Genomic DNA, 15,275 nt, shown 5'->3' with positions numbered 1-15,275 from the left:
ACAAGCAGGCCGGAAAGAGAGGATTATGACCCCGGCGACAGAGACCACCACCCCCGCCGTCCGTCCGCATGATGTGTCCGACCTCACGGTCGCCCATGCCATCACGCCCTTCCATCTGGGCCATGTTCCCGTCCGTGGGCGGCTGATCACGCTCGGCCCGCTGGCGGGTGCCATCCTCTCCCGCCATGCAGAGCTGCCTGAACAGGTCCGCCTGCTTGGCGGGCAGGCCCTTGCCCTTGTGGCGGCCATGTCAACGGCCCTCAAGTTCAAGGGGTCCTTCTCCCTTCAGGTCAAAGGGGACGGTCCCGTTTCCCTCTTTCTGGCAGACTGTACCGATGCGGGCGAACTGCGCTTCACCGCCCGCATGGCGGAGGACCACGCCACGCCTCTGCCGGAGGATGCACCCGGCCTTCTGGGGAAAGGCTACATGGCCTTCACCGTGGATCAGGGGCCGAACACGGAGCTTTATCAGGGCATCGTTGGGCTGGAAGGCAAGGACCTGGCTGAAATGGCGGTCCATTATTTCCAGACCAGTGAACAGCATGACTGTGCCATCCACCTCTTTTCCCGCCATACGGAGGCAGGCTGGCAGGCCGGTGCCCTGGTTCTGGAACGCCTGCCGGACAGCACGCCCCTTGCCGGGAACGATGACCAGAAACATGCCGATGCCACCATCCAGGACCTGTGGGAAACGGCCTGCACCTTTGGCCAGACCCTCACGGCTGATGAACTGTTCGACCCGACCATTCCCCCGGCCACACTCATCAGCCGCCTGTTCGGGACGCTGAATGTGGAGCTGGCCCCGACACGGCCGCTCTCCTTCGGCTGCCGGTGCAACAGGACACGTCTGCGGAGCGTGCTGGAACGTTTCGGCAAGGATGACCTCGACCACATGGCCCAGGATGGCGTGATCTCCATGAAATGCCATTTCTGCAATACGGCCTTCACATTCAATCGTGACAACCTGCTCGACAGCAGCACTGAAACATCATGAAGACCGGACTTCCAGCCTCTCTTCGCAGGGACGGGCACCCGCTGAAACGGCTTTATCCTGGCTGGCTGGCCGTCGCACGCTATCGTGGCCCCGCCGGACTGGATGTCCTGACACTCCAGCATGAAAAAACGGGGCAGGAAGCCTGCTGGTGGCTCACGCCCGATGATGAAATTCTGGCCTGTCACGCCCTTGCGCTGGACAGCGAGTGGAACGGAGAGGTTCTGTCCGCCATAGGCCCTGCCCTCCAGCAGCTCAGTGCCGCCCTGCTGAGTGGCGAATCACCATTGCCGGAAGACAGCGATGCCCTGCATGAGGCTCTCATCTCCCTGACCAGCCTGCCATCCATCGCCCAGCTCCAGCTTCTGGGACTCTGGTTTCAGGCAACCACCAGCAGCAGCCTGCATCTGCTCTCCCCCTCATCCCTGATGCAGGAAGACGACATACAGCCTGACACGTCCCTCCCGCCCAGACGCCTCAGAAGCCTGCTCGACACCCGTCCCTCCGGCCCCCATACCCTGACCAGCTCCCCCTTCAGCGGGCGGATATTGCGGACCGAACTGACCATGCCGACAGAAAAGGGCGTGGCCTGCCGCTTCAGTGATGAAGAAGCGGGGCAGACATTCTACCTGCTCTGGTACAGCTCCACGGGGCAGACGACACCTCCCAAAGACCAGACACCTGTTGTCTATTACCCCGGAGACCAGCTTCTTCTGGGAGACGGGCCTTTTGTCCCGCTGGTGCCTGTCTTTCTGCTGTCCTGGTTCATCAGTAATCCCCACTGTGTGGAAGAGCTGAAACATGCCCATCCCTTCCGGCTGGAAGATTACGGCGTGGGGCGGGCCTCCGCCCTGTGGGAGGAAATGGCCCCGGTTACCCTCCCGTCCATCGAAAAACACGAAGAGACTGGACAAACCCGCACATCTTTTCCATTTTCATCTGAAATCTGGGTGCGGTCTTCCTTCTTCGGAGCCGGTCAGGCGGCCGGCCTGCCGGACAGGGAACGCTGGAAGAAATCCCCTCCGCCGAATCACGAAGAGAAAACAGACGCCGGACATGAAAACCATGACGAACCATAGTGCCAGAAGGCCCCATCCGGTCAGCCGCCTGAAGCTGCGTCCCTCTGTCTCCGTTCTGGGGCTGCTATTCTGTGGGCTGACCCTGCTGGCGGGCTGTGCCTCCAGCAATCCCAGCGAGGAAAACTTTCCTGCGCCGGATTACAGCTACCTGCCCCCGCTCAACCTGAATGTCAGCCAGGTTGACGTGAGCAACCAGGCACGGCTGGACAGTGATGATCTCTCCTACAGAAGCCCGACCAACCCCGCCGACACGCTGGCCCTGATGGGCCATCAGCGTCTGCACGCCACGGGGCCCTCCGGTACGGCCAACCTCGCCATCACGAAGATCGAGATGACCAAGGCTCCCCACCACGCCCTCAGCGGGAGCTATACGGTCCAGCTCCATGTCGATGACGTGGCGCATAACCATCATGGCTTCGTCACCGCCCATGTCCAGCGCACGATTGATGCCCCCGGCAAGCTTGGTCTGGAGCATAACCTCCATACGCTTAACACGCAGCTGATGGACGACATGAATGTCGAGCTGGAATATCAGGTCCGCAGTCATCTGTCCTCATGGCTGACAGACGCCACCGGCACCCCGCTCAATGCCACCATCCAGAGCCAGGACCTGAATGGTTCAGACCTGCCCGCGCCGGGTGCAGCCAGCGCACAGCCAGCGGCCGGTGCCGTGCTGACCGGCTCCACGGCAACGGCAAACCGCTCCGTGAATAATGCCGCAGGAACAGCTGGCACGGCGACAAGTAACTGGCAGAACCAGACTGATACAGGCATGGGCCAGACAGCCCCTGCCTCCCGTATCCACTCCCCGCCGCCGGGTTTTCTCAGCCTGCCGCAGTAATAAAGAAGAAACACCTTCATCAAAAATAAAGAAACCGGAAAGGTGGAATGACAGCAGATTAACTTGTTTTCTGCTGTCATTTCCCGCATTCTGGCATCCTTTCGGGCATTTTCTTCATATTCAGGACCGGGCCGCACCGTGCGATGACATCATCTTCTCCTCCCCCTTCTCACGGTATGTCGGCCCCGCTGTCCCGTCGTGGCTTCATGGGAGGAGCGGCGTCACTCTCCAGCATCCCCCTGCTCAGCCATGCGGCGCAGGCTGAACCCGACAGCAGGCCGCAGAAGACGCCCGATGCCAGCGATCCGGCCCAGTACAGACCCACCTTCTTCAATCAGGAAGAATATCTTTTCCTCTGCCATGCCTGCGAGCGCATCTTCCCGCAGGATGAAAACGGGCCGGGAGCACAGGCACTCGGCGTTCCCCGTTTCATCGACAGGCAGATGAACACGCCTTATGGCTTCGGCGACCTCTGGTACATGAAGCCCCCTTTTCAGGAAGGACCGCCCGAACTCGGCTACCAGCTTCCTTACAGCCCACGGGACCTGTATCGGGGGGCCATCACGCCCATCAACACCCACTGCCTCATGGTGCATGATGCCCTCTTCGCCGTCCTCCCCCCGGAGCAGCAGGACGCCGTTCTTCGTGACATGGAAAGCAACAGGCTCCGCTTCAACGACATTCCCGGTGCCACCTTCTTCGAACAGCTGCGGACCAATACACTGGAAGGGGCCTTCTCCGACCCCGCCTATGGGGGCAATCACGGCATGGAAGGCTGGAAAATGATGGGCTTTCCAGGAGCGCGGGCAGATTTCATGGACTGGATCAATCAGGACGGTGCGCCCTATCCCTTCGGGCCGATCGGAATGCCTCCCAGGCCTGACCCGTACAGCCCTGCTTTCCAGAATGATGAGGAGAGCTGACCTTTCATGACTGACGACACATCTCGCCCCGCCAGACCGGATGTACTGATCATCGGTGGTGGCTGGGCTGGCAGCATCATGGCCAAGGAACTGACTGAGGCCGGCCTGAACGTCACCATGCTGGAACGGGGACACGACCACAGCACGGCCGTGGAAGGCACCTACCCCGCTTCGATCGACGAACTGCGGGGCGTCGCACGCAAACGCCTCTTCCAGAAGCTGTCCCGCACCTCCCTGACCATCCGCAACCGCCCGGACCAGACAGCCCTGCCCTACCGCCAGCTGGCGGCCTTCCTGCCGGGAGAAGGGGTGGGTGGCGCGGGCCTGCACTGGTCGGGCTGCCACTTCCGGGCCACGGAGGATGATCTCCGCCTGCGCAGCGTCACCGCTGAACGGTATGGGGAGAACTTCATCCCCGAGGACATGCATCTTCAGGATTACGGTGTCAGCTACGAAGAACTGGAACCCTTCTTCGACAAGGCCGAAAAGGTCTTCGGCACGTCCGGAGAAGCCTCCTCCGTACGGGGGCAGAAAACCGGGAAAGGCAACATCTTCGCACCGGACCGGTCCGACCATTTCCCCCTGCCGCCCATGGCCGACACCTTCTCGGCCAGCGTGTTCCGGGCTGCCACCACGGACACGGGATACCATCCCTTCAGCATGCCCGCCGCCAATGCGTCCCAGCCCTACACGAACCCTTATGGCTGCCAGATGGGGCCGTGCAATTTCTGCGGCTATTGCAGCGGCTATGCCTGCTATCTCTACTCCAAGGCCTCTCCCAACGTGAACATCCTGCCCGCCCTGCGGCGGGACAGACGGTTCACCCTCATCACCGAGGCACAGGTCCTGGAGATCATGCTGGATGACACCCGCAAGAAAGCCACCGGCGTGCGGTATGTCGACCTCAAGACCCGGTCCGAAAAGACACTGGAAGCTGATCTCGTCATCCTCAGTGCCTTCCAGCTCCATAATGTCCATCTCATGCTGGTCTCCGGCATCGGCACGCCCTACAACCCCGTTACCCGGACTGGAACGATAGGCCGCAACTTCACCTATCAGACGATCACCTCCTCCCGCATCTGGCTGCCGGAAGACCGCTTCACCAACCAGTTCGTCGGTGCGGGCGGGGCCGGTGTCGCCATTGATGACTTCAACCAGCCCAGTTTTGACCGTGGCAAGGCGGGCTTCATCGGCGGCTCACCCATCTGGGTCAACCAGTCCGGACTCAAACCCATTGCAGCGGCACAGAGCAGCGGAGGCAAAGAGGCACCACGCTGGGGCAGCACCTACAAATCGGCCATGATCGACCAGTACAGGCACTCATTCGCCATTGATGCCCACGGCAGCAACATGGCCTATCGGGACGTCTATCTTGACCTCGACCCGACATGGACCAACGCTTACGGCCAGCCCATGCTGCGGATGACCTTCACATGGAAGGACAACGACATCCGCATGAACCAGCATGTCGTCAGCCACATTGGTGAGATTGCCCAGGCCATGGGAGCCACACGGACCAGCCTGAACAGCCTCCAGCCGGGGCAGTCTTTCGACAGCCGTGTCTATCAGACAACCCACCTCAATGGCGGTGTCATCATGGGGGAGAACCCGAAAACCAGTGCCCTGAACCGCTACCTCCAGAGCTGGGATGTGCCGAACCTGTTCGTCATCGGTTCCAGTGCCTTCCCGCAGGGAATGGGCTACAACCCGACAGGACTGGTTGCCGCACTGGCCTACTGGTCCGCCCACCACATCCGCCGGACCTATCTCCGCAATCCCGGCCCGATGGTAAGCGCATGACCCCCCTCCTCTCCCGTTCCACCGGCACGAAACGCAGGCCCTTCCGCCGCTGCCTGATGATGGCAGGGCTGGGCCTGCTCGGCCTCATGAATGCCAGCCTGTCCGCACGTCCCGCACAGGCAGAAGAAGACCCCCTGCCTGCCGGACTGATCGAAGAAGGCCACTATCAGGCCGTTCTGGGCGACTGCGCCGCCTGCCATACCCAGCCCGGACGCCCCGCCTATAGCGGGGGCATGCCCTTCAAGCTGCCCATCGGCACCATCTATTCCACCAACATTTCACCAGACCCCGTTCACGGCATCGGCCGCTATTCCGAGGCCGAATTTGCCCGTGCCGTCCAGCTTGGTATCCGCAAGGATGGCAGTGCGCTCTATCCGGCCATGCCCTATCCTTCCTACGCACGGCTGAGCAAGGCGGACATTCACGCCCTCTATGTCTTCTTCCAGCGGGGCGTCACGCCACAGCCGGTTGATCCGCCTGCCAATGGGATCATCTGGCCGCTTTCCATGCGCTGGCCCCTGCATATCTGGCGGTGGCTGTTCTCACCCTCCATCCAGGCAGCCCAGCTCCGCACCAACAACCAGTTTTCCGACCCTGTCCTCGCCCGTGGGGCCTATCTGGTGGAAGGGCCGGGCCATTGCGGGGCCTGTCACAGCCCCCGCAGCATCGCCCTCAACGAGAAGGCCCAGACCGCCAAGGACGGGCCACTCTTCCTCTCCGGCGGCGGCGTGGTGGAACAGTGGGTCGTTCCTTCCATCCGGCAGGAAAACCGGACGGGACTGGGCCGCTGGAGCGAGCAGGACATCGTGGCCTTCCTCCGCACCGGGCGGGCACGGACAGGGGCCAGCTTTGGCGGCATGACGCCTGTCATCGTCCATAGTGCCCATGCCTTCAAGGATGACGACCTCCACGCCATCGCCAGATACCTGATGCAACTTGCCCCCGCCCGGAAGGAAAAACCGTGGGTCTATGACCCCACGACGACCGAGGAGCTGCGCCGTGCTGATGTCTCCCGGCCGGGAGCGCAGACCTACATTGACCGCTGTGCAGCCTGCCACCGCACGGACGGAGCCGGCTATGGCACGGTCTTCCCGCCACTGGCGGGCAATCCGGTCGTCATGACGGATGATGCCACGTCACTCATCCACATCATTCTGGCAGGGGACAGCACGCACGCCCTGCGCACCTCCGCCTCTGCCTTCACCATGCCCAGCTTTGCGGACACGCTCTCCGACAAAGAAATTGCCGATCTCGTCAGCTTCATCCGACAGAGCTGGGGGAACAACAGCAAAGGCGTGAAGGAAGGAGCCGTCCGGCGTGTCCGCCAGCACCTGCCACAACTGGAAACCCCGGCCCAGCTCCCCAAGAACTGAACCAGGCAAAAAGGGGCGAATTCACCACGGACGTGCTTCCGCCCCCACAGGAACTCGTGACATTCCTGTAACATTCCTTGCACCGGAAACGGCATCCCCAGAGAGCATCCTCCATGAAGAGGGACCTTTTTCCCTGATCTTCAGGCAATAATGGCCTTCCTTACAGGGCCGTCATGAATCAGAATAAAACAGTATTTAATACGCCTTTCCGCCATTTTTGCCTAAGTTGTCCCGACTTCCTTCTGCCTCTGGAATAACTGGAACAGTCTCACCCATGAATGCCATTGTCATCACCGCATTAAAGCGGCCTCTGACCTTTGTGGTACTGTCCATCCTGATCGTGATGTTCGGGGTGATGTCAGTCTTCAAAACACCGACTGACGTCTTTCCAAATATCAAGATCCCGGTGGTCTCCGCTGTCTGGACCTATGGCGGGATGCTGCCAGAAGAGTTCGCGGGCCGTATCATTTACAACTATGAGCTGATGGTGACCTCCACTGTGGAGGGCATCGAGCACATGGAATCCAACTCCTATTACGGGCGCGGGATCGTGACGATCTTCTTCCAGCCCGGTTCGGAGATTGGCGAGGCAGAAGCGGAAGTGACCGCCATTTCCCAGACGGTCATCAAGCAGCTGCCGGTGAACATCCCCGCCCCGATGATCATGCGGCTGGATGCCTCGTCCGTTCCTGTCATTTCCCTCCAGATCACATCCGACAAGCAGACACCGTCCGACCTCTACAAGCTGGCCATGATCCGGGTCCGCCCGCTTCTGGTCACCGTGGAAGGTGCCGTGGTGCCACATCCTTATGGCGGGATGGACAGTTTCGTGATGGTCACGCTGAATCAGGACCAGCTCCGGGCGCATCACCTCTCCGCCATGGACGTGCAGAATGCCATGCATGACCAGAACATCGTCCTGCCTGCCGGTGACCAGAAGATCGACGCCGTGGACTGGATGGTGCAGACCAATGCCACCCCCAAGAGCATGAAGGCCATTGGCAACATTCCGGTCAAGCGGGTCGGCAATGCGATGATCTATGTCCATGACGTGGCGGATGTGTACCGGGGCGGACACCCGCAGACCAACCTCGTGCTGGTGAAGGGCCGTCAGGGTGTTGAAGTCGTCGTCATGAAGAGTGGTGAGGCCTCCACGCTGGACGTGGTGGATGGCGTCAAGAAGGCCCTTCCCCGCCTGCGTGCCGTCCTGCCGGATGACGTGAAGGTCAGCATCCTTACCGATGCCTCCATCTTCGTGAAGGACGCCATCAAGGACGTGGTGCGGGAGATGGTCACCGCCGCCTTCCTGACCGGGATCGTGGTGCTGCTCTTCCTCGGATCGTGGCGGTCCACCATCATCATTGCCACCTCCATCCCGCTGGCCATTCTCTGTTCAGTCATCGGGCTGGGCTGGGCAGGTGAGTCCATCAATGTCATGACACTGGGTGGGCTGGCTCTGGCCGTCGGTATCCTCGTGGATGACGCCACGGTGATGATCGAGAACATCGACACCCACCTCGAAATGGGCAAGGAACTCGAACCTGCCATCATTGACGCCGCTAACCAGATCGTGACGGCGACTTTCGTCTCCACCTCCTGCATCTGCATCGTGTGGCTACCTCTCTTCGAACTGGATGGCGTGGCAGGCTACCTCTTCCGCCCGATGGCAGAAGCCATCATCTTTGCCATGATCGCCTCTTTCGTCCTGTCCCGGACCCTTGTCCCGACCATGGCGAAATATCTGCTGGCCGATCACACCCACGGTCACGACATACCCGACAGGGCACAGCATACGGCAGATGCCAATGCCGCCGCCGTAGCAGCCGGTCATCCCGTCAACCGGGGGGACGGAACGGACAGCAGCAACCGTTCCACCCCGCTGCCGTCACGCACGGGCATCATGGGCTTCTTCATCCGCTTCCAGCAGGGGTTTGAAGAGAAATTCAACAGCTTCCGGGACAGCTACTACGCCCTGCTGGTCCGCTGTGTGGAACAGCGCAAAATATTCGTCGGCATCTTCCTCGGCCTCTCGGTCCTGTCACTGGGACTGTATTTCACGGCGGGACGGGACTTCTTCCCGGAGACGAAGTCCAATGCACTCCAGATGCACATGCGTGCCCCGCTGGGAACCCGTATTGAAGTTGCCGGACGCATTGCCGCCCTGGTCTCCGACCGCATCGAGCATGATCTGCCGGGTCAGGTCGAAGAGATCGTCAGCAACTGCGGCCTGCCGGAAGGGGCACATAACCAGGCCTTCATCCCCACCCCGACCATCGGCACACAGGACTGCGACCTGACCGTGGCCCTGAAGGATGAAGCCTCCCCCGTCTGGGATTACCGTGCCCTGCTGCGAAAGGACCTGTCCGCCCGCTTCCCCGGGACGGTCTTCACCTTCCAGCCGGCGGACCTGACAGCCAAGATTCTCAATTTCGGCTCCCCCGCACCCATCGACATCCAGATCAACGGGCCGGACATTGCAGACAATTATGATTATGCCCGCAAGATCATAGCTCGCCTGCGTCATATTCCGGGTGCGGCCGATGTCGTCATCCAGCAGACGATGAAGACACCGACCCTGATGATCCGTGGCAACCGGACCTTCAGCCAGGCCACCGGCCTGACCGAAGCGGACCTAGCCAACAACCAGCTGATGACGCTTTCCGGCTCCAGCACGGTTGATCCCCAGTTCTGGCTCGACCCCAGCAATGACGTCACTTTCCCGCTGAACACCTACGTCTCACAGGACCAGCTGACACATCTGAGCGACCTGCTGACCATCCCGGTGGACAAGGGCGACGGCAACCCGACCGGGTCAGGAGACCAGCTTCTGGGCAGCATCAGCACCGTCGTACCGACCGGAACGCCGGGTGAAGTGTCCCACTTCAACTCCATGCCGGAGGTGGACATCTATGTCTCCACCGAAGGCCGGGACCTGGGGGCTGTCCTGACGGACGTCAAGAAGGTCATCAACGATACGAAATCCCTGCTGCCCAAAACGGCCGCAACGGAGATTCACGGGGCAGCCGTGACCATGTATGGGGCCTACAGCCAGCTCATCATCGGGCTGATGGTTTCCGTCGTGCTGATCTATCTGCTGATCGTCGTCAACTTCCAGTCCTGGATGGACCCGTTCATCATCATCACGGCTCTGCCCGGTGCGCTGGCAGGGATCGCCTGGGCCCTGTTCCTGACCGGGACACGCCTGTCCGTCCCGGCCCTAACGGGAGCTATCATGTGCATGGGGACGGCCACGGCGAACTCCATCCTTGTGGTGTCCTTCGCCAGAGAGCGGATCGAGCTGCATGGCGATGCTCTCCGGGCCGCAACAGAAGCCGGACGGGAGCGTATCCGCCCCGTGCTGATGACCGCCCTTGCCATGGTGGTCGGCATGATCCCCATGGCCACCTCCAACTCCACCAATGCCCCACTGGGCCGGGCCGTGATTGGCGGGCTAATTGTCGCCACGCTTTCCACGCTGCTCTTTGTTCCCTGTGTCTATGCAATCATTCACAACCGTACTGCGCGTCATAAGGAGACCGTCTGATGGCCAGCATGTCCCGTAAACATAAATTACTGCTCGGCCTGATCGCCCTGGTGCTTGGCCTGTACATCATCGTGCTTCTGTTCGGCCGCATCGCCCACAATGCCCATCTGCACGACGTGGCCGAGGAAAGTGCCGTCCCCAACGTGGCCATCATCCTTCCCCACAAGGCAGACAGCAGGGTGAGCCTGACCCTCCCCGGCACGATTGATGCCTGGTATCAGGCCCCGATCTATGCGCAGGTCTCCGGCTATGTGAAAATGTGGTACAAGGATTACGGTGCCATCGTTCATCAGGGTGACGTGCTGGCCGAGATCAACGCTCCGGCACTGGATGCCCAGTACGCCCAGGCTCTGGCTGACCTGGACGCCCAGAAGGCCAAGTACAATCTGGCCTCGGTGACCGCCAGCCGCTGGCGGGCCATGGGCCACTCCCAGGCCGTATCCGGTCAGTCCGTCTCCGTTGCCACGGCAGACGAGCAGGCCGCCTATGCCAAGATGGAAGCGGCCCAGCGCAACGTGGACCACTTCGCCGCACTGGAAAAGTTCAAGCAGATCGTGGCTCCGTTCGATGGCGTCGTGACGGCCCGTTCCATCAATGTGGGTGATTACGTCAACAGCGGGGGCGGCCAGCTCAACGCCGCTGGCGGGGCTTCCGAACTTTTCACCGTGGCCGACACGCACCGCCTGCGCCTGTTCATCTCCGTCCCGGAAATCTTCTCCTACATGCTGACGGACGGCCTGACGGCAGAAATCCACGTTCCCCAGTATCCGGACCGCATCTTCACGGCCAAATTCCTGACAGCCTCCCTCGGCTATGACCCCAATACCCGCACGGCCGTTTCCGAATTCACCGTCGAGAATTCTGACCATGCCCTCTGGCCGGGCACCTTCGCCTCCGTCTCACTGAAGGCCAACAACAACGCCTCCCACCTGCTGAAGATTCCCACGGGGTCTCTCGTCTTCCAGGAAAAAGGGATGCAGGTCGCCACCGTGGACCAGAAGAATACCGTCCACTTCAAGAATATCCGTGTCGGCAAGATGGCGGACAGCTCCACTGAAGTTCAGGCAGGCATCACGGCTGATGACCGCATCATCAACAACCCGCCTGCCGACCTGCTGGAAGGCGACCCCGTCCATATCGTGACGCCCGCCCGGGGCTATAACCAGAGCGGCTGGGAAGAATCCGGAGATGATGACTGATGACCACCGTGATCTCTGAACGTTTCTCCCCCATGAAGAAGACCCGTCACAGGCTGGGCCGTCTGGCCCGCCAGGCAGCCCTCGGGAGCGGCCTGCTGGCCCTCACGAGCCTTGGGGCCTGCGACCTCGCTCCCCGCTACGAACCGCCCCATTTTGTCGTGCCGGACAGCTGGGAAGGGCAGGCTCCCTTCGCCGTCGCCAGACCGGCGGACATGACCCTCCCCAGCGACTGGTGGACACTCTTCCGTGACCCGCTGCTGAACGAGCTGGAAGACCGGGCCATTGCCGAGAATGGCGACCTCCAGGCAGCGGCGGAACGCTTCCTTCAGGCCCGCTCTCTCGTAGCCAAGGCCCGGGCGGACCTGCTCCCCCATCTCAGCCTTGATGCTGGCGGGTCGGACAACAAGCAGTCGGCTGACAGGCTCTTCCGTAACGGGGCCACGCTGACCCAGACGCAGGAAGAATATGCCGGTCTGGCCTCATGGGAGCCGGACATCTGGTCTGCCATCCGCAACCGTGTCCGCATGAACCGGCAGGCTGCCCAGCAGGAAGCCGCCCGCTTCGCCATGGCCCGGCTGAGCCTGGAAGCGGAACTGGCCACCGATTACATCCAGCTGCGTGGCTATGATGCACAGGTCGCCATCTACCAGCAGTCCATCGCCTATTATAAGCGGGCACTGGACGTCACCCGCACCCAGCTGCAATACAAGGCCGCTCCACGGCTGGACCTCGCTCGTGCCGAGGCCCAGCTCTACACCACGCAGGCTGCCCTGTATGACATCCAGGCCGCCCGTGAGGTGACGGAGCACGCCATTGCCGTGCTGACCAACAGTGCACCTTCCAGCTTCCATATCGACCCGGTCAAGGCACTGGACTTCCACCAGCCCTCCATCCCCACGGGTGTACCCTCCGGCCTGCTCCAGCGGCGGCCGGACATTGCCAGTGCGGAGCGTGAAATGGCCCAGGCCAACCGGGCCATCGGGATCGCCCGTGCCGCTTTCTATCCGCATTTCTCCCTCAATGCGGATGCCGGGTTCGAAGCCAATGGCTTCAAGCTGGCCAATCTGGCCAATTCACTCTGGACCTATGGTGCCCGCATGAACATTCCGCTCTTTGATGGCGGCGTGCACCGGGCGGAACTCCAGCGGTCATGGTCGGCTTACCGGGAAACACGGGACCAGTACCGCACGACCGTTCTCTCCGCTTTCCGGGAAGTGGAAGATGGCCTCTCCCGCACCAACCGCCTGAATCTGGAAAATCAGGCTCTGGAGAAGGCCGTCAATGCCAATCTGGAAACCCAGAACATGACCATGACGCTCTATCAGGGCGGTGTGGGCACCTATCTGGATGCCATTTTCAGTCAAGAAAACACGCTCCACAGCCGCATCACGCAGGTGGAGGTGGCCACAAGGCTCTATCAGGCTGACGTTTCCCTGATCCGCAGCCTGGGCGGTGGATGGGATTCCAGGAACCTGCCCACCATGGCAGAGACCCTGTCTGTCGGAGCCTTCCAGTATGAAGGGCTGCACCATCCCAAACAGGTTGGTGACGTCAATGCCTCCGAACATCCCGAGGCCCATGAGGACCTGACCCATGATGCCCCGGATGCCGTGGGCCGTGGCACCAATGCCCATCTCAAGCCACTGCCCATCGGGGCCATGCCCTGAAGGAAACCGTGTAACCCCACCCTGTCACACCAGACAGGGTGGGTGGGTGCGTTCATTCTCTTTCCATTCCGTTACTTTCACTTTGCGCAATGGATGACATCTGATACGGCCTGAGGACAAATTCTATCACCTGTTGAGGAGATCCTCCAATGGCGCATTCCCCCCGCAAGGGCAGTCCGGCCCGCTGGGCGGCGGTCGTTCTGCCGCCACTCTGTCTTGGTGGCCTGATGGCCTGGACGGCCGGCGTCTTCAGGCCGCCCTCCATATCTCCTTCCCATTTCATGCAACGCTTCCACAATGCTGGTGCTCTGGGTGATGGCTTCCGCCGTGCCCATGCAAAAGGCATGTGTGTCACAGGCTGGTTCGACCCCTCTCCAAAGGGACAGGCCCTTTCACGCTCCGGCATCTTCAAAGGAGAGCATTTACCTGTCATGGGGCGTTTCTCACTGGCACCACCGCTGCCCTACCTGCCGGACAACCCGGCCGTGGCCCGCAGCCTGGCCCTCCAGATACTGTCTCCAAAGGGAGATGACTGGCGGATGGCTCTGGTCGATGTTCCGCTCCAGTCCATGCGGGACATTGCCGATGCCTATGCATTCTTCGGTGCAGCCAAGCTGGACCCTGCCACGCACAAACCTGACCCTGTGGCTGTCCAGACCTATGCGGTCCAGCGCCCTTGGCTGAAAACGGCCTTTGAACAGGCCAAAGCCCATAAGCAGACATCTGATCTGACCAATGACAGCTATAACAGCCTCGACAGTTTCATCCTGACCGACAGCACCGGGAAGAAAACAGCTGTCCGCTGGTCCGTCGTGGCCAAGGAACCTTTTGCCCCGGCAGAAGGCAGCGGTGCCAATGACGGAAACTATCTCTTCAAACGTCTGGTCCAGACGCTGGACCAGCGGCCTCTCAGCTGGGACATCGTTGCCACGATTGCCCGTGATGGAGACCCTGTCAACGATCCCAGTCAGCCATGGGATGCGGCTGACCAGAAGGTGACAGTCGGTACCGTGACCTTCACAAAAGCCTATAGCGAAGATGAAAGCCCCTGTGGCCCCATGGTGTTTGATCCCACCATTCTGCCTGATGGCATCAGCGTTTCGGATGACCCGCTGCTGGCCCTGCGCTCATCGGTCTATATGCGCTCCTATGCGACACGCTCTGCCGAGCATAAGGCACCCAGCATGGTCACACCCGGCGACGTGACCAATCCCACTCTCACCCCGGACGGAAAGGGCCAGTAAGCCATGTCTTTCTCACAGAACACGGGCCATGCCGCGCCTTTTCCCCGCCTGTCCATCCTGCTTCACTGGGTGATGGCAGCTCTCATCATCGTCATGCTGTTTGTCGGGCTGGTCATGGCGCATGATTCCACCATTCATTATGCAGGGCTGTTCACGCTGCACCGCACGGTGGGCTTTCTCATCCTGCTGCTGGTGATTGTCCGGCTTATCAACCGCTTCACCAACCGCACACCGACCCTGCCCGATGATCTGCCTGCCCCCATGAAGCTGGCAGCGCACCTGTCCCATATCCTGCTCTATGGCTTCATGATCGCCCTGCCGCTGGTAGGCTGGGCCATGCTCTCGGCTGGCGGGTACCCGATCACCCTGTGGGGTGGATGCCACATTCCGCCGCTCATGGGGTTTCATCCCCATCTCTGGGGTGCGCTGCGCTGCCTGCACAGCCTGCTGGCCTATGGGCTGATCCTGCTCATCATCGCCCATATCGGAGCCGCCCTACTGCACGGTGTCATCCGGCGTGATGGTGTCATGGGGTCCATGCTGGGGCGGTAAGAACCAGACATCTAATACAGAAAAGGCGGCCCATAAGAAGGCCGCCTTTTCTGTATTAGGTC

General features: G+C 61.1%; 11 protein-coding genes. All 11 read left to right on the top strand.

Going from position 1 to position 15,275, the window contains the following annotated elements:
- Positions 1-25 precede the first annotated feature (25 nt).
- Positions 26-994, top strand: coding sequence for an Hsp33 family molecular chaperone HslO (gene hslO, locus NQF87_RS06175; RefSeq protein ID WP_266127537.1), 969 nt, complete (start codon positions 26-28; stop codon positions 992-994).
- A complete protein-coding gene (locus tag NQF87_RS06170; RefSeq protein WP_266127536.1) occupies positions 991-2,070 on the top strand; it encodes a hypothetical protein in 1,080 nt (359 codons plus the stop codon). The genes hslO and NQF87_RS06170 overlap by 4 nt, the downstream gene beginning before the upstream one ends.
- Positions 2,057-2,911 (top strand): hypothetical protein, encoded by an 855-nt coding sequence (locus NQF87_RS06165; protein ID WP_266127535.1) that lies wholly within the window; start codon positions 2,057-2,059, stop codon positions 2,909-2,911. The genes NQF87_RS06170 and NQF87_RS06165 overlap by 14 nt, the downstream gene beginning before the upstream one ends.
- A 143-nt stretch (positions 2,912-3,054) precedes the next feature.
- The gene (locus NQF87_RS06160; RefSeq protein ID WP_266127534.1) at positions 3,055-3,834 is read left to right on the top strand and encodes a gluconate 2-dehydrogenase subunit 3 family protein; all 780 of its coding nucleotides are present in this window, start codon (positions 3,055-3,057) and stop codon (positions 3,832-3,834) included.
- A 6-nt stretch (positions 3,835-3,840) separates the two neighbouring features.
- On the top strand, positions 3,841-5,634 hold the full coding sequence (locus tag NQF87_RS06155; RefSeq protein ID WP_266127533.1) for a GMC family oxidoreductase: 1,794 nt from the start codon (positions 3,841-3,843) through the stop codon (positions 5,632-5,634).
- Positions 5,631-7,007: a c-type cytochrome gene (locus NQF87_RS06150; RefSeq protein WP_266127532.1), complete on the top strand. Its 1,377-nt coding sequence runs from the start codon at positions 5,631-5,633 to the stop codon at positions 7,005-7,007. The genes NQF87_RS06155 and NQF87_RS06150 overlap by 4 nt, the downstream gene beginning before the upstream one ends.
- Before the next feature lie 274 nt (positions 7,008-7,281).
- On the top strand, positions 7,282-10,551 hold the full coding sequence (locus NQF87_RS06145; protein WP_266127531.1) for an efflux RND transporter permease subunit: 3,270 nt from the start codon (positions 7,282-7,284) through the stop codon (positions 10,549-10,551).
- The gene (locus NQF87_RS06140; protein WP_266127530.1) at positions 10,551-11,750 is read left to right on the top strand and encodes an efflux RND transporter periplasmic adaptor subunit; all 1,200 of its coding nucleotides are present in this window, start codon (positions 10,551-10,553) and stop codon (positions 11,748-11,750) included. The genes NQF87_RS06145 and NQF87_RS06140 overlap by 1 nt, the downstream gene beginning before the upstream one ends.
- 32 nt (positions 11,751-11,782) lie before the next feature.
- Entirely contained in the window at positions 11,783-13,417 is a 1,635-nt protein-coding gene (locus NQF87_RS06135) for an efflux transporter outer membrane subunit (RefSeq protein WP_266127606.1), read from the top strand.
- 149 nt (positions 13,418-13,566) lie between these two features.
- On the top strand, positions 13,567-14,661 hold the full coding sequence (locus NQF87_RS06130) for a catalase (RefSeq protein ID WP_266127529.1): 1,095 nt from the start codon (positions 13,567-13,569) through the stop codon (positions 14,659-14,661).
- A gap of 3 nt (positions 14,662-14,664) precedes the next feature.
- Positions 14,665-15,213, top strand: coding sequence for a cytochrome b (locus NQF87_RS06125; RefSeq protein WP_266127528.1), 549 nt, complete (start codon positions 14,665-14,667; stop codon positions 15,211-15,213).
- Positions 15,214-15,275 lie beyond the last annotated feature (62 nt).

It is taken from the genome of Bombella dulcis (assembly GCF_026385505.1).
In the GTDB taxonomy this organism is placed as follows: domain Bacteria; phylum Pseudomonadota; class Alphaproteobacteria; order Acetobacterales; family Acetobacteraceae; genus Bombella; species Bombella dulcis.
This window is presented reverse-complemented; position numbering and strand designations above follow the sequence as displayed.

Bases quoted from the DNA above. Each gene is read 5' to 3' on its own strand.
- hslO (WP_266127537.1), top strand. From the start codon at position 26: ATGACCCCGGCGACAGAGACCACCACCCCCGCCGTCCGTCCGCATGAT.
- NQF87_RS06170 (WP_266127536.1), top strand. From the start codon at position 991: ATGAAGACCGGACTTCCAGCCTCTCTTCGCAGGGACGGGCACCCGCTG.
- NQF87_RS06165 (WP_266127535.1), top strand. From the start codon at position 2,057: ATGACGAACCATAGTGCCAGAAGGCCCCATCCGGTCAGCCGCCTGAAG.
- NQF87_RS06160 (WP_266127534.1), top strand. From the start codon at position 3,055: ATGACATCATCTTCTCCTCCCCCTTCTCACGGTATGTCGGCCCCGCTG.
- NQF87_RS06155 (WP_266127533.1), top strand. From the start codon at position 3,841: ATGACTGACGACACATCTCGCCCCGCCAGACCGGATGTACTGATCATC.
- NQF87_RS06150 (WP_266127532.1), top strand. From the start codon at position 5,631: ATGACCCCCCTCCTCTCCCGTTCCACCGGCACGAAACGCAGGCCCTTC.
- NQF87_RS06145 (WP_266127531.1), top strand. From the start codon at position 7,282: ATGAATGCCATTGTCATCACCGCATTAAAGCGGCCTCTGACCTTTGTG.
- NQF87_RS06140 (WP_266127530.1), top strand. From the start codon at position 10,551: ATGGCCAGCATGTCCCGTAAACATAAATTACTGCTCGGCCTGATCGCC.
- NQF87_RS06135 (WP_266127606.1), top strand. From the start codon at position 11,783: ATGAAGAAGACCCGTCACAGGCTGGGCCGTCTGGCCCGCCAGGCAGCC.
- NQF87_RS06130 (WP_266127529.1), top strand. From the start codon at position 13,567: ATGGCGCATTCCCCCCGCAAGGGCAGTCCGGCCCGCTGGGCGGCGGTC.
- NQF87_RS06125 (WP_266127528.1), top strand. From the start codon at position 14,665: ATGTCTTTCTCACAGAACACGGGCCATGCCGCGCCTTTTCCCCGCCTG.